The organism is Paenarthrobacter sp. UW852 (assembly GCF_024608385.1).
GTDB lineage: Bacteria > Actinomycetota > Actinomycetes > Actinomycetales > Micrococcaceae > Arthrobacter.
The window spans coordinates 26768-41704 of record NZ_JAMSGY010000014.1; the positions used below are offsets into that span (position 1 = coordinate 26768).

At 63.3% G+C, this 14937-nt stretch carries 12 protein-coding genes and 1 tRNA gene; 10 read left to right on the forward strand and 3 right to left on the reverse strand.

Features of this window, described 5'->3' with window-relative positions:
- Positions 1 to 5: 5 nt before the first annotated feature.
- Both der and NEK97_RS19055 read left to right on the forward strand, forming a co-directional pair.
- Positions 6 to 1556 carry a ribosome biogenesis GTPase Der gene (gene der, locus NEK97_RS19050; protein ID WP_235520406.1) on the forward strand — a complete coding sequence of 517 codons (1551 nt, stop codon included), beginning with the start codon at positions 6 to 8 and terminating at the stop codon, positions 1554 to 1556.
- A 141-nt stretch (positions 1557 to 1697) separates the two neighbouring features.
- Positions 1698 to 1774: transfer RNA gene (locus NEK97_RS19055), tRNA-Pro, on the forward strand.
- A 128-nt stretch (positions 1775 to 1902) separates the two neighbouring features.
- Here the strand turns inward: NEK97_RS19055 and NEK97_RS19060 are convergent.
- Positions 1903 to 2349 carry a MarR family winged helix-turn-helix transcriptional regulator gene (locus NEK97_RS19060; protein WP_257371301.1) on the reverse strand — a complete coding sequence of 149 codons (447 nt, stop codon included), beginning with the start codon at positions 2347 to 2349 and terminating at the stop codon, positions 1903 to 1905.
- 174 nt (positions 2350 to 2523) lie between these two features.
- On the opposite strand from NEK97_RS19060, the gene NEK97_RS19065 reads away from it, so the two are divergent.
- From NEK97_RS19065 to NEK97_RS19090, 6 genes are all read left to right on the forward strand, one after another.
- Complete coding sequence (locus tag NEK97_RS19065) at positions 2524 to 3732, forward strand: MFS transporter (protein WP_257371302.1); 1209 nt, start codon at positions 2524 to 2526, stop codon at positions 3730 to 3732.
- A 356-nt stretch (positions 3733 to 4088) separates the two neighbouring features.
- A complete protein-coding gene (gene gcvH / locus NEK97_RS19070) occupies positions 4089 to 4475 on the forward strand; it encodes a glycine cleavage system protein GcvH (protein ID WP_211711344.1) in 387 nt (128 codons plus the stop codon).
- A gap of 133 nt (positions 4476 to 4608) precedes the next feature.
- A complete protein-coding gene (locus tag NEK97_RS19075) occupies positions 4609 to 5085 on the forward strand; it encodes an FHA domain-containing protein (RefSeq protein ID WP_235520410.1) in 477 nt (158 codons plus the stop codon).
- A 20-nt stretch (positions 5086 to 5105) separates the two neighbouring features.
- Positions 5106 to 5822 (forward strand): MerR family transcriptional regulator, encoded by a 717-nt coding sequence (locus NEK97_RS19080; RefSeq protein ID WP_257371341.1) that lies wholly within the window; start codon positions 5106 to 5108, stop codon positions 5820 to 5822.
- Positions 5822 to 6325 carry a bifunctional nuclease family protein gene (locus NEK97_RS19085; RefSeq protein ID WP_231339091.1) on the forward strand — a complete coding sequence of 168 codons (504 nt, stop codon included), beginning with the start codon at positions 5822 to 5824 and terminating at the stop codon, positions 6323 to 6325. The genes NEK97_RS19080 and NEK97_RS19085 overlap by 1 nt, the downstream gene beginning before the upstream one ends.
- Positions 6326 to 6561: 236 nt before the next feature.
- On the forward strand, positions 6562 to 7155 hold the full coding sequence (locus NEK97_RS19090) for a MerR family transcriptional regulator (RefSeq protein ID WP_011774391.1): 594 nt from the start codon (positions 6562 to 6564) through the stop codon (positions 7153 to 7155).
- 89 nt (positions 7156 to 7244) lie between these two features.
- On the opposite strand, the gene NEK97_RS19095 is transcribed toward NEK97_RS19090, so the two are convergent.
- Complete coding sequence (locus NEK97_RS19095; RefSeq protein ID WP_257371303.1) at positions 7245 to 8054, reverse strand: ParA family protein; 810 nt, start codon at positions 8052 to 8054, stop codon at positions 7245 to 7247.
- Positions 8055 to 8356: 302 nt separating this feature from the next.
- On the opposite strand from NEK97_RS19095, the gene NEK97_RS19100 reads away from it, so the two are divergent.
- Positions 8357 to 11752 (forward strand): pyruvate carboxylase, encoded by a 3396-nt coding sequence (locus NEK97_RS19100; protein WP_235520412.1) that lies wholly within the window; start codon positions 8357 to 8359, stop codon positions 11750 to 11752.
- Positions 11753 to 11836: 84 nt separating this feature from the next.
- On the opposite strand, the gene NEK97_RS19105 is transcribed toward NEK97_RS19100, so the two are convergent.
- Positions 11837 to 13648, reverse strand: coding sequence for a long-chain fatty acid--CoA ligase (locus tag NEK97_RS19105; protein WP_257371304.1), 1812 nt, complete (start codon positions 13646 to 13648; stop codon positions 11837 to 11839).
- 186 nt (positions 13649 to 13834) lie between these two features.
- Here NEK97_RS19105 and NEK97_RS19110 point away from each other — a divergent pair, with 186 nt between their 5' ends.
- On the forward strand, positions 13835 to 14893 hold the full coding sequence (locus tag NEK97_RS19110) for an ROK family protein (protein WP_235520414.1): 1059 nt from the start codon (positions 13835 to 13837) through the stop codon (positions 14891 to 14893).
- Positions 14894 to 14937: the final 44 nt, after the last annotated feature.

The window sequence follows — 14937 nt, forward strand, 5'->3', positions numbered from 1 at the left end:
GTGCAATGAGCGATACGACTCAAAAATCCGGACTCCACGGAGCCGGCGACGACGAATACACGCCCACCGGCACCGACCAGGTGGCGGAGAACCTGGCTGCCCTGGATGACGAGGAGGCCGAACTCCGCGCCGCGTCGCTCCGGGCGGGCCTGGACGATTACGAGCTCGATGAAGAAGATGCGGCGCTGCTCAGTGGCGAGTACGGCGACGAGGGCGACGAAGGCCCCCTGAAGCTGGACCCCGTCCTTGCGATCATCGGTCGACCGAACGTGGGCAAATCCACCCTGGTCAACCGCATCCTGGGCCGCCGTGAAGCCGTCGTGGAAGACACCCCCGGTGTGACCCGCGACCGCGTGATGTACTCGGCCCACTGGAACGGCCGCAACTTCACCCTCGTGGACACCGGTGGATGGGAGCACGACGCCAAGGGCATCCACGCCCGGGTCGCCGAGCAGGCCGAGATGGCTGTGGAACTCGCCGACGCCGTGCTCTTCGTGGTGGACTCCGCCGTGGGCGCGACCGCCACGGACGAGGGTGTCATGAAGATGCTCCGCAAGAGCAAGAAGCCGGTCATCATGGTGGCCAACAAGGTTGACGACTTCGCCCAGGAAGCCGATACGGCTACCCTGTGGGGCCTTGGCTTTGGCGAGCCGTACCCCGTTTCCGCGCTCCACGGCCGCGGTGTCGCCGACCTCCTTGACCACGTCATGGACACGCTTCCCGAATACTCCCTGGTTGAAGGCGTGGACCGCACCGGCGGACCTCGCCGTATCGCCCTGATCGGCCGCCCGAACGTGGGCAAGTCCTCGCTCCTGAACAAGCTCGCGGGCTCCGAGCGTGTAGTGGTTGACACCTTGGCCGGTACTACGCGTGACCCGGTTGACGAGTTCATCGAACTCGGCGACCGCACCTGGCGCTTCGTGGATACTGCCGGTATCCGTCGTCGCCAGCACATGGCGCAGGGTGCTGACTTCTATGCCTCCTTGCGTACCCAGGCTGCGCTTGAAAAGGCGGAGGTCGCCGTCGTGCTTCTTGCCGTCGACGAAGTCCTCAGTGAACAGGATGTCCGCATCCTCCAGTTGGCTATCGAGTCCGGCCGTGCGCTGGTTCTCGCGTTCAACAAGTGGGACCTGCTGGACGACGAACGCCGGCGCTACCTTGAACGCGAAATCGAGCAGGACCTGGCACACGTCGAGTGGGCGCCGCGCGTCAACATCTCAGCCAAGACCGGCTGGCACAAGGACCGCTTGGTCCCTGCCCTGGACACGGCCTTGGAGAGCTGGGACCGCCGCATTCCCACCGGACGCCTGAACGCGTTCCTGGGCGAACTGGTCGCTGCGCACCCGCACCCCGTCCGTGGTGGCAAGCAGCCGCGCATCCTCTTCGGCACCCAGGCATCCAGCCGCCCGCCGAAGTTCGTCCTGTTCACCACAGGCTTCCTGGACCCGGGATACCGCCGTTTCATCACCCGCCGCCTCCGCGAAACGTTCGGTTTCGAGGGCACGCCCATCGAAGTCAACATGCGTGTCCGCGAGAAGCGTGGCAAGAAGCGCTGAGTGAGACGGGCATCACAGCCGAGTTTGGCTGAGATGGCGTTGGCACCCTCCAACTTCGTGTAAGCTTTTGGAGGTGGTTCGGCCGGACTGCTTAGGTGGGACTCTTCGGAGGAAAACTTAGGCGGAGAACGGTGGAACCAGCGGGCTGTAGCGCAGCTTGGTAGCGCACTTGACTGGGGGTCAAGGGGTCGCAGGTTCAAATCCTGTCAGCCCGACCATAAAGGCCGGAATCACGCGGAAACGCGGCGATTCCGGCCTTTGGTCGTTAACATGCCAACTTCACCCGGGCTTGTCCGCTGGTTCCTGCGTTCTACGCCCGGGGGAAACGGACAAGACCGGGACCTGGCTAGGCCTTCTGCAGCGCGCCGAGCGCCCGGACGAGGGGTTCAAGCTCCGGCACGGCCTCGGCGGCATCCAGCGCAGCTGCCAAGGTGTCGTCATGGACCGGCTTGGCTGCCTCGAGCAATTTCTGACCGGATGCCGTCAGCTCGGTGTAAATGCCCCGACGGTCATCTGCGCACAGAATGCGGGTGAGGAGCCCGCGGTCTTCCAGTCGGTTGACCAAGCGGGTAGTGGCGCTGCTGGACAGGGCCGTGGCGCGGGCCAGTTGCTGCATCCGCATGTGCCAGCCGTCCTGGCGGCTCAGGGCGTCCAGGACCGTGTATTCGACGACGGACAGCTCGCTTGCAGCCTGGAGTGCCTTCTCCAGTTCCGCTTCGATGCTTCCATGCAGGGCCGCAAGGGTCCGCCAGCCCTGTGCCCGAACCTCGACGGCGTCATCCTTGATGCCCATGTGTGCTGTGCTCCTCAGTTGTTTAGCTGGCCTCCGACAGACGCACCCAAATGTAGTTGCTTGCGCAAGTATCTAGCGTGTGCAACTATATATAGAGCGTCTGCAACTATTATTCTACGGTTCCCGGGGATGCACTTCCACTCCCGTGGGAACCACCCAGATAAGGAGCTCCACATGCCCGCAGGGTTGATTGCCCTTGCCCTAGGCGGATTCGGTATCGGACTGACCGAATTCGTGATCATGGGCCTCCTGCCGGAAGTTGCTGTCGACTTCCAGGTCAGCGAGGCTTCTGCCGGATGGTTCATTTCCGGCTACGCCCTCAGCGTCACTGTCGGTGCCCTCCTGGTGACGGCTGCGGTAACCCGCCTGCCGCGCAAACCTGTCCTCATGGGTTTGCTGGTCCTGTTCATTGCCGGCAACTTCCTGTCCGCGATCGCCGACAGCTACACAGCCATGCTGATCGGACGCATCATCGCCGCGCTATGCCATGGAGCCTTCTTCGGTATCGGGTCTGTAGTGGCCGCGAGCCTGGTCGCGCCCCACAAAAAGGCCGGAGCCATCGCCATCATGTTCACCGGCCTCACCGCCGCCAATGTGCTGGGCGTGCCCTTTGGAACCCTCCTGGGCCAGAACTTCGGCTGGCGCTCCACGTTTTGGGCGATCACTGCGATTGGCGTCATCGCCCTCCTCGGCATCGCGCTCATGGTCCCCAAGGCCAGCACGGAACCCACCAAGGGCCTTCGCAGCGAACTGGGTGCCTTCAAGTCCGGCCAGGTCTGGCTCTCGATCCTGGTCACCATCCTGGGCTTCGGCGGAATGTTCGGCGCTTTCACCTACATTGCTTTCACCCTGACCGAAGTCTCCGGTTTCGAGTCCAATGCGGTGCCGTGGCTCCTGGTGCTGTTCGGAGGCGGACTCTTTGTGGGGAACTTCCTCGGCGGGAAGGCAGCTGACAAAGCCTTGGATAAGACGCTCATCGTAATTCTCGCGGGCTTGGTCCTCGTGCTGGTGTTCTTCGCCCTCACTGCGTCCAACAGCATAGCGACCCTGGTATCCCTGGCGTTGATGGGCGGGTTTGGGTTCGCGACAGTTCCGGGCCTGCAGATGCGGGTCATGCACTTCGCCTCCACGGCGCCCACGTTGGCGTCCGGTGCGAACATTGGTGCCTTCAACCTGGGCAATGCGCTGGGGGCCTGGCTTGGTGGGGTCACCATCACAGCCGGCCTCGGCTACACCTCGCCCATCTGGGCCGGCGCGGGCATCACGGTCGCAGCTCTTGTGGTCATGGTCATTGCGGCAGCCGCAGCCAAGCGCGGGGGAGTTCCGGCACCTGCTGCAGCGTCCGACGTCGAGCGCGAACCACGCGGGGCGACTGTCGCCTGAGCGTCAGCCCTACCGGCAAAAAAGTAAACCCGCCACGGACTATTCCGTGGCGGGTTTTGACAGAAGGTGAAGACGAAGCTCTAAAACATCCCGGCCGGGACGCTCGCTCCAAGACTCTGCCGTCCTGCGCCGAGGATGAAGCAGGCGCCCGTGGCGATAAGCAATGCCACCGGTACCAGAATGGCTTTGACCCCCGCATTGCCCTTTTCCCGGGCTGGTACTTGTGCTTGTTCAGTCTTGGGTCAATCATGGCAGAGACCCCCTTGGGTGCAGGGGAAATGTGCCTATACTTTCAGCGGTGGCCAGCATTGCGGGCCGCCGTCGAGATTCGTCAATATCCCGATGAAAGGCCACCCGTGAGCAATATTCCAGCAGACCTGTCCTACACCGCGGAACACGAATGGGTATCCGCCCCGGACTCCGAAGGGGTGGTGCGGATTGGCATCACGGACTTCGCCCAGGACGCGCTGGGCGATGTCGTGTACGCCCAGATGCCCGAACCGGGCACCAAAGTCACCGGAAACCAAGTGGTGGGGGAGGTCGAGTCGACCAAGAGTGTCAGTGATATCTACGCTCCGGTGACGGGAGAAGTCATCAACCGCAATGACGCCCTTGATACTGACCCTGCCCTTATCAACTCCGACCCTTACGGCGAAGGTTGGCTGATCGAAGTAAAACTGGCCGAGGCAGATGCCGTGGATTCCCTGCTCAGTGCATCGGAGTACGAACAACAGGTAGGCTAAAGTTATCTGGCCCGTCAGGCCGTTTCCCCTTGTGGGAGGGGGTACGGCGGGCCGGGAACCGATTTGCCCGGCGGTACCGGGATGCGGAAGTGCTGGCAGGTTTGGAAATGCCAGCGGATGAGGAGGAAATTCCATGGTTGGCGGCGAACAGAATCAAGCCAATGTCGGGAACGGCGCGGAGGAGCAGCCTACGTCGGAGACCACCTCGATCAGCATCACGCCAACGTGGGATGAGCCCAGCATCGCACCCCAGCTGGGTGCCGAGGAGCGGGCGTCGGTGGACGCCCTGCCGCCGAACTCGGCGTTGCTGATCGCGCACAGCGGCCCTAACGCCGGTGCCAGGTTCCTGCTCGATGCAGACACCACCACGGCTGGACGCCACCCCGATGCGGACATCTTCCTTGACGATGTCACCGTGTCCCGGAAGCATGTCCAGTTCCTCCGGACGGCTACCGGTTTTGAGCTGGTGGACATGGGCAGCCTTAACGGAACGTACGTCAACCACGACCGCGTGGACCGCGTGCAGCTCAAGAGTGGCAATGAGGTCCAGATCGGCAAGTTCCGGTTGACCTACTACCTGAGCCCTGTCCGCGCTGCAGGCCAAGTCTGACGGGGTATCTGCCTGTGGCTATTGCCCAGCCGGACCGCCGCGGACCGCAGGTCCTTAACATCGGGGAAGTCCTTGCTCAGCTGAGCGACGACTTTCCGGGGATGTCTGCGTCCAAGATCCGTTTCCTCGAGGAAAAGGGCCTCATTAACCCCAAGAGGACTCCTGCCGGCTACAGGCAGTACGCCGATCACGACGTGGAGCGGCTCCGTTTTGTGCTGGCCCTGCAGCGGGACCAGTACTTGCCGCTCAAAGTCATCAAGGATTACCTCGACGCCATTGACCGTGGAGAGCGTCCCGAAAACCTCCCGCCGGGAGTCACGGTTTCTCCCCGGGTGGTCTCCGCCGAGATGGCGGCAGACGTGCAGGGGCGTGCCCGCGCCCTGACGGAAGAGCAACTGCGTGCCGAGTCCGGCGCCAGCGTGCCGTTGTTGGAGTCGCTCCTGAGTTTCGGACTGATCAGCCACAGCGGCGGGAAGTTCGATGAACATGCTCTTCAGGTCGCCAGGGCATGTGTCCAACTGGAGGGCCATGGGCTGGAACCGCGTCACCTCCGTCCTTTCCAGGCTGCTGCGGAACGCGAATTTGGGTTGGTCGAACGGGCTGTCGCTCCGTTGACATCCCGCCGCGACGCCGCTTCCCAAGCGCGGGCAGCCGAGGCCGCCCGCGAGATCAGTGACCTCTGCCTGACTCTTCACAGGGCACTGGTCCACGGACATATTTCCCGGATGGACGGCTGATGATCGAGGTCGAAATCGTCGGCGTCCGGATCGAACTGCCGTCGAACCAGCCGCTGGTCCTCCTGCGGGAACTCAATGGCGAGCGTCATGTTCCCATTTGGATAGGTACCCCTGAGGCCAGCGCCATTGCCCTTGCCCAGCAGGGCGTCGTCCCTCCACGGCCCATGACCCATGATCTCCTGGTGGACGTGGTGGAGTCCTTGGGGCATTCGATCATCAGCGTCAACATTGTCGCCGTGGAGGACAACATCTTCTACGGACAACTGCAGTTCGACGACGGCACGGTAGTCAGTTCGCGCGCTTCGGATGCGTTGGCACTTGCCTTGCGGGCCAAATGCCGTATCTGGTGTGCCGATGCCGTGATGGAAGAAGCCGGCGTCCGCATTACCGAACACGACGAAGGCGAAGACTCGGAACCGGATCCAACGGTGGACGAAGAGCGTGAGATGCGCCGCTTCCGTGAGTTCCTCGATGACGTCGAGCCTGAGGATTTCGAGGGCTGACGGCACCCTAAGCCTAAAGTTGAGGGTGAAACTTTCGACACGATGTGAATTCGGACCCAAGGTCTTTGATTTCGGACCTCCGCGGGCCTAACGTCGAAGGTATCAAGTTCCCGTTGCATCCGCTGCCCACGCAAGTCACACTGGAAGGTGCCGTCTTGCGGGAATTACAATGCTGCATTTCGGTGTTGTATGGGTGTGTGCACCGTCCCCAAGGGAACTGAGAACAAGGAGGTCACGTGAGTCCGAAAGGCGAAGCAGGCGAGCTGAAGCAGTCCTCTGCCGGCATTGCTGCGCCCGCATCCGGCGCCCAAGGTTTGCTCTTTACAGAGGACCTTCCTGTGCTGGACGAGGACGCGGGCTACCGCGGCCCCACCGCTTGCAAAGCCGCAGGCATCACGTACCGGCAACTCGACTACTGGGCGCGTACGGGACTGGTTGAGCCTGCAGTCCGCGGGGCGGCCGGCTCCGGTTCGCAGCGTCTATATGGCTTCAGGGACATCCTGGTCCTCAAAGTGGTGAAGCGCCTGCTCGACACTGGAGTCTCCCTCCAGCAGATCCGGACCGCGGTGGAGCACCTGCGGGAGCGCGGCGTCGAGGACCTCGCCCAAATCACCCTGATGAGCGATGGCGCCAGCGTGTATGAATGTACGTCAGCCGATGAGGTCATTGACCTGGTGCAGGGCGGGCAGGGTGTATTTGGTATCGCCGTTGGGCGCGTATGGCGGGAAGTTGAGGGAAGCCTGGCCGCCCTTCCGAGCGAGCATGCCGCCGAGCAGTCCTTTCCGGACGACGAATTGAGCAAGCGGCGGGTAGCGCGCCGCATCGGTTAGGAACCAACCACAAAGAATTCGCAGGACACAGAAAGGGCCTCTTCCCCACGGGGGAGAGGCCCTTTCTGTGTTGCGTAGTAGCGGGGAGGCTACCGCTGACGGCGGTCCCGCACGGCGGATTGGCCTTCCAGCAGATTCTGGAGGAGGGCGTCGAAGAGCTTGGCGGAATTCTTGGCAGAGTCACCGGGCCAGTGGTGGACCGAATGCGCAGCACCCTGGATCTGTTGCCAGTTGGCCTGTTCGGGGATGTGGGGCGTCAAAAGCAGCTCCCCGAACATGGATTCCATCTCGGCCAAGCGGAACGTGTGCTCAGCCGATCCCGTGCGTACCCGGTTGGCAACGATTCCGGCGGGGGCCAGGTTGGGCGCGAACTCCTGGCGGAACAACTGAATGGCGCGCATGGTGCGCTCGGTGCCGGCCACGGAGAACAGCCCCGGCTCAGCGACGAGGACCACGCGGTCGCTGGCGCTCCAGGCCATGCGCGTCAGGCCATTGAGGGACGGAGGGCAATCCACCAGGACAAGTTCGTAGGCGGCAGTACCCGCCAGCACCGCGGACAGCCTGCGAAGATCGCGGCGCCCCAGGTCCGGTCGGTCATAGATTCCAGTGAAGGCCGAGCCGACGGCGACATCCAACGTGCCGTTGCTGGAGCCGTTGGAAACCCAGCTGCTGCTGGCAACGTTCTCCTGGATTTTGGCTTTGCGGGGGCTCTTCAGCATCCTGCCGATGTCCAGTTGCGAGCCCGGCTGCACGCCAAGGGCCGTCGTGGCGTCGGCGTGCGGGTCGAGGTCCACCACCAGGGTGGGGATGCCGGCTGCGAGGGCCGCGGACGCCAGGCCAGTGGTCACGGACGTCTTTCCGACGCCACCTTTGAGGCTGCTGATGCTGACTACTTGCACTTGAAAAACCAAAACCTAACGCCGGTTGCCGTATCGCGCTGATTCGGCTCCGGACGCACCGGAGCCGGGGTTTGCCGAACCCCCTCAACATCATATGGTGCATCGCCACGGATTCCCGCTTTCTACGCGCCCGGGCGGCCAACGGAACCTCTCCCGATAGCACGGCGTCGGGTCGCGCGCACGCATATACAGCCCACATGACGATTCCTTTGTGATGGTTGCCACAAAGATTTGTGTTTGATGCTGGCGGCACTACACACTGTGACCACCGACCGATCCACCCGCAATGATGCAGGAGAAGTATGTTTTCGAAAATTCTGGTGGCCAATCGCGGCGAAATCGCGATCAGGGCGTTTCGCGCTGGTTATGAACTGGGCGCCAAGACCGTAGCCGTCTTTCCGCATGAGGATCGCAACTCGATCCACCGGCAAAAGGCCGACGAAGCTTATTTGATCGGCGAGGTGGGCCATCCCGTCCGCGCGTACCTGGACGTGGAGGAGGTTGTCCGCGTCGCCAAGGAAGCCGGCGCTGACGCCATCTACCCCGGCTATGGGTTCCTTTCGGAAAACCCGGATCTGGCACGTGCTGCCAAAGCCGCCGGAATCACCTTCGTCGGTCCTCCGGCCGAGGTGCTGGAGTTGGCAGGCAACAAGGTCGCAGCCCTGGAAGCGGCACGCAAAGCCGGCGTCCCGGTCCTGAAGTCGAGCAAGCCTTCCAAGGACCTTGATGAGCTCATTGCCGCCGCAGACGAGATCGGGTTCCCCATCTTCGCCAAGGCCGTCGCTGGTGGTGGCGGCCGTGGAATGCGGCGCGTGGAAACACGCGAGGCATTGCCCGAGGCTTTGCAGTCCGCCATGCGCGAGGCCGACGCCGCCTTTGGCGATCCCACGATGTTCCTTGAGCAGGCCGTGCTGCGCCCCCGCCACATCGAGGTGCAGATCCTGGCCGACGCCGAGGGCAACGTCATGCACCTCTTTGAACGTGACTGTTCACTCCAGCGACGCCACCAGAAGGTAGTGGAGATCGCTCCTGCGCCAAACCTGGACGAGAACATCCGCCAGGCGCTGTACCGCGATGCTGTCGCTTTCGCGAAAGCCCTCAACTACGTCAATGCCGGAACGGTCGAGTTCCTGGTGGACACCGAGGGTGAACGGGCCGGCCAGCACGTCTTCATCGAAATGAACCCCCGTATCCAGGTGGAACACACGGTGACCGAAGAGATCACGGACGTCGACCTCGTGCAGGCCCAGATGCGGATTGCTTCGGGGGAAACCCTCGTGGATCTCGGACTGAGCCAGGACTCGGTCTCCATCAAGGGAGCGGCTATTCAGTGCCGCATTACCACGGAGGACCCGGCCAATGGCTTCCGCCCGGATGTCGGAAAGATTACCGGATACCGCTCCGCTGGCGGCGCTGGAGTCAGGCTCGACGGCGGTACCGTCTACTCGGGTGCTGAGATCAGCCCGCACTTCGACTCCATGCTGGTCAAACTCACCTGCCGTGGCCGGGACTATGGCGCTGCTGTAGCCCGCGCACGACGGGCGCTGGCGGAGTTCCGCATCCGCGGCGTTTCCACGAACATTCCCTTCCTCCAGGCAGTTCTCGCCGATCCCGACTTCAACGCGGGCAACGTGGCTACGGACTTCATCGACAAGCGCCCCGAACTCCTCAAGTCCCACATCTCAGCAGACCGTGGAACCAAGCTCCTCACCTGGCTCGCTGACGTCACGGTGAACAAGCCCAACGGCGAGCTGAAGGTCCACACCGACCCGGCCAGCAAACTTCCGGCCATTGAAGGTCCGGTTCCCACCTCCGGCTCGCGCCAGAAACTGCAGGAACTGGGGCCGGAAGGCTTCGCGAAGGCGCTGCGTGAACAGCAGGCACTGGCGGTTACGGACACCACGTTCCGGGACGCCCACCAGTCCTTGCTGGCCACCCGCGTCCGTACGCGGGACCTGGTGGCTGCGGGCCCCGCTGTGACGGCCCTGATGCCGGAACTTCTTTCCGTCGAAGCATGGGGTGGAGCGACGTACGACGTCGCGCTCCGCTTCCTTGGCGAAGACCCCTGGGACCGTTTGGCCGCTCTGCGGCAGGCTTTGCCGAATACCTGTATCCAGATGCTGCTCCGCGGACGCAACACCGTCGGTTACACCCCCTACCCGGAAGAAGTGACGGAGGCATTCGTCAACGAAGCCGCCGCCACGGGCATCGACATCTTCCGTATCTTCGACGCCCTCAATGACGTGAACCAGATGGCGCCGGCCATCCGCGCTGTGCGTGCGACCGGTACGGCTGTGGCCGAAGTGGCCTTGTGTTACACAGGTAACCTCCTCGATCCCAACGAGGACCTGTACACGCTTGACTACTACCTGGACCTCGCGCAAAAGATCGTCGACGCCGGTGCGCACATCCTTGCGATCAAGGACATGGCCGGCTTGTTGCGTCCCGCAGCCGCCGCGAAGCTGGTGTCGGCGCTGCGTGAGCGGTTCGACCTTCCGGTCCATCTGCACACGCACGACACCGCGGGCGGCCAGCTGGCAACCCTCCTGGCGGCCGTGGACGCAGGCGTGGACGCCGTTGACGTAGCAGCAGCTTCCCTGGCAGGAACCACCAGCCAGCCCGCAGCGTCTGCACTGGTTGCGGCCTTGGCCAACACTCCCCGTGACACCGGATTGAGCCTGGACAATGTGGGTGCCCTGGAGCCCTACTGGGAAGCGGTCCGCAGGGTCTACGCTCCCTTTGAGTCGGGATTACCGGGTCCCACAGGCCGTGTCTACCAGCACGAGATCCCTGGTGGCCAGCTGTCCAACCTCCGCCAGCAGGCGATTGCCCTTGGCCTGGGGGAGCAGTTCGAAGCCATCGAGGATATGTACACCGCAGCTGACCGGATCCTCGGCCGGTTGGTCAAGGTGACGCCGTCCTCCAAGGTGGTGGGCGACCTCGCACTGCACCTGGTAGGACTGAACGCAGATCCCGCGGACTTCAACGAGAATCCGCAGAACTACGACATCCCGGACTCCGTGATCGGCTTCCTGTCGGGCGAACTCGGTAATCCTCCGGGAGGTTGGCCCGAGCCGTTCCGCACCAAGGCCCTCCAGGGACGCAGCGTCAAGGTCCGCGACGTGGAGATCAGCGCCGAGGACAGTGCAGCCCTCAAGGGTGACTCCAAGACCCGACAGCACACACTGAACCGGCTCCTGTTCGCAGGGCCCACCAAGGACTACCTGAAGAGTGTTGAAAGCTACGGAAACATCTCGGTGCTCGATACCCGTGACTACCTGTATGGGTTCCAGCACGGCGAAGAGCACGTCATCGAGCTGGAGAAGGGCGTGCGCCTCATCGCACAGCTGGAAGCCGTGTCCGAGGCCGATGAGAAGGGTATGCGCACCGTCATGTGTACCCTCAACGGCCAGTCCCGCCCCGTGGTTGTCCGGGACCGATCCGTGGTCAGCAACGTCAAGGCTGCGGAGAAGGCCGACCCCGCCCAGCCGGGCCAGGTAGCCGCTCCGTTCGCCGGTGCCGTCACTGTCACAGTCAAGGCAGGGGACGTCGTCAACGCAGGCGACACCGTTGCCACCATTGAGGCCATGAAGATGGAAGCGTCAATTACGACGCCGGTGGCAGGCACGGTTTCGCGGCTCGCCATTTCTTCGGTGGAGCAGGTCCAAGGTGGCGATCTGCTGCTGGTGATCGGCTAGCAATCGGCCAAAAAAGTACCCCGTCCGCATTGACTTGGTCACTGTGGGACGGGGTACTTTTTTGTTCGCTGTGGGCTGCGTTCGCTAGGAGGCGCGGGGCGCTGAGTACATCTCCTCGATGATCGCGTCAAAGTCCTTCATGACCTGGGCGCGCTTGACTTTCAGGGAGGGGGTGAGGTGCCCTGAGGCTTCCGTAAAGTCGGCGGTGACGATCCGGAAGGACTTGATCGCCTCGGCCTGGGAAACAGACTGGTTGGCCTTGCTGACCAGTTCCTGCACGGCGGCCTTGACCACCGCGTGCCCGGCAGCCTCGTCGAGTGAGGTTTTGGCGGGGAGTCCGTGACGTTCCAGCCACCCCGGCAGGGCCTCTTCGTCCAAGGTGACCAGAGCGCCGATGAAGGGACGGTTGTCGCCAACCACCAGGACCTGTGAGACCAGCGCATCGGCGCGGATCTGGTCCTCAAGGAGGGCCGGAACCACGTTCTTGCCGCCGGCGGTGACGATGATTTCCTTCTTCCGGCCAGTGATCTTCAGGAACCCGTTGCTGTCCAGTTCGCCGATATCGCCCGTGCGGAACCATCCATCAGTGAAGGTCTCTTCAGTCAGGTCCGGCCGGTTGAAGTAGCCGCGCATCACACATACACCCTTGGCAAGGATTTCGCCGTCGTCAGCGATCTTCACGGAGTTACCGGGCAGGGGAGCGCCCACTGTGCCGATCTTGATCATGGAGGGTGTATTGACCGAAATCGGGGCAGTGGTCTCCGTGAGCCCGTACCCTTCCAGGATCTGGAGCCCAATGCCCTGGAAGAAGTGGCCCAGGCGTTCCCCCAAGGGACCGCCACCGGACACGGCATGGGCCACGTGGCCGCCCATGGCATCCCGGAGCTTTCCGTAGACGAGTTTGTCGAACACGGCATGCTTGATCTTCAGCCCGAGCCCCAGTGACCCGGACTGGCGGGCTTTGGAGTAGGCGATCGCCGTGTCCACGGCCCGGTGGAAGATCGCACCCTTACCGCCGTCCTCCGCCTTGGTCAGCGCTGAGTTGTAAACCTTCTCAAAGACGCGGGGGACAGCAAGGATGAAGGTGGGCTGGAAGCTTTGCAGATCGGCCAGCAGGTTCTTGATATCGGGGGTGTGGGCCACCTTGACTCCACCGGCCACGGCCAGGACCGAGATGAAGCGGGCAAAGACGTGGGCCAGGGGCAGAAACATGATGGTCTTGCCGTCTTCGTTGATGATTCCCGGGAGGGACGCACGGGCGTTCTCTGAAAGCTCCACGAAGTTGCCATGGGTCAGTTCGCACCCCTTCGGACGGCCCGTGGTGCCTGACGTGTAGATAATGGTGGCAAGGTCAGCCAGCCCCGCGGCGGAACGTCGTGATTCGAGTTCGTCATCGGATACTCCCGCGCCGGCAGCGCGGAGTGCATCCAGTCCCGTACCCTCAAGCTGCCACACGTTGGCTACCGAGCTGATATCTTCCGCGGCAACCGCCTGGCGGATGATGTCCTCGTGGTGGGCTGCTTCGCCAAAGGCCGCCACTGCGCCGGAATCGCCCAGGTTCCACGCCACCTGCGAGGGAGAGGACGTTTCATAGATGGGCACCGAGACTGCGCCGGCAAACCAGATGGCGAAGTCTACGAGGGACCATTCGTACCGGGTCCTGGACATGATTCCGATTCGGTCGCCCTGCCCTACTCCACTGGCAATCAGGCCTTTGGCAAGGGCCTGCACGTCCGCGAGGAAATCCTTGGCGCGAATGTCCTGCCACTGGGCGTTGCTGTCCAGCTTGGAAAACAGTGCAGGGTTGGATGCCTTCTCCGCTGCCCGAATCACGAAGTCCGTGATGTTGGTTTCCGGAGCGATGCTCACGAGGGGAGGAACACTGATTTCACGCACGCTAGCTCCTTTGATATGCACGGGCCACGAGGGGCTGCTTTCACTCTAGTATGCCCGCTCATGGAGGTGTGTTCTATTTCACCTACTGGCGAGTAACTTTACGGATTACCCGTCATTTCAAGCAACTCGGGCCCTTTGGGGGCGCCCGGTTCCCGTAGTGCGGGGGCTGGCGAATAGGATGAGGGGATGCCCGCATTTAGGTCCAGCTCCCGTGCCCGACTCAGGCCTCCAGCGCCGGTCTTCAAGGATGTTCCCTGGGGTGCGCGCCGCAGCCACATGGGCCGGCGGGGGCTGGCGATCGGGATCGACATAGGCGGCACCAAGGTGGCGGCCGGCGTGGTGGACGCGGAGGGGCGCGTCCTCGCTGAAGCCCGACGCTCGACCCCAGGGTCCGACCCGCGGGCTGTGGAACAGACCATTGTGGAGCTCGTTGACGAGCTCAGCGCCGGGCACCGTGTCGCTTCGGTGGGAATCGGTGCCGCAGGGTGGATGGACCTCGACGGCGGCACGGTCCTCTTCAGCCCCCATCTGGCCTGGCGCAATGAGCCCCTGCGGGACAGCCTGCAAAAACTGCTCCGGCGGCCGGTACTGCTGACCAACGACGCCGACGCGGCGGCCTGGGCAGAGTGGCGCTTCGGTGCAGGACGCGGTGAGAGCCGCTTGGTGTGCATCACCTTGGGTACAGGTATTGGTGGTGCCATGGTGATGGATGGCAAGGTGGAGCGCGGCCGATACGGCGTGGCCGGCGAATTCGGCCACCAGATCATTTTCCCCGGAGGGCACCGATGCGAATGCGGTAACCGAGGGTGCTGGGAGCAGTATGCCTCGGGCAACGCCTTGGGAAGGGAAGCCCGGCAACTGGTCCGGACGAACTCTCCCGAGGGGCGGGCGCTCCTGGAAAGGGCAGGTGGCACGGCCGAGAACATGACCGGGGCCACCGTCACATCCCTGGCCCTGGCCGGGGACGCCACCTCGCGCGAGCTTCTGGCAGACCAGGGAGAATGGTTGGGACTTGGCCTGGCCAATCTCGCAGCTGCCCTCGACCCCGGAACGTTCGTGATCGGCGGAGGACTGTGCGATGCAGGGGAGTTGCTCGCTGGCCCGGCGCGGGAATCGTTCGCCAAGAACCTTACCGGGCGCGGATTCCGCCCCATGGCCAGGATTGACCTGGCTGCCCTCGGTCCGCGGGCCGGAATGATCGGTGCTGCAGACCTATCGCGGGTCAGCGGACGCGCGCACAGCTAAGTCCGCAGGACCAAAGGGGACGTAGGACAAAACGGGGGCGTAGG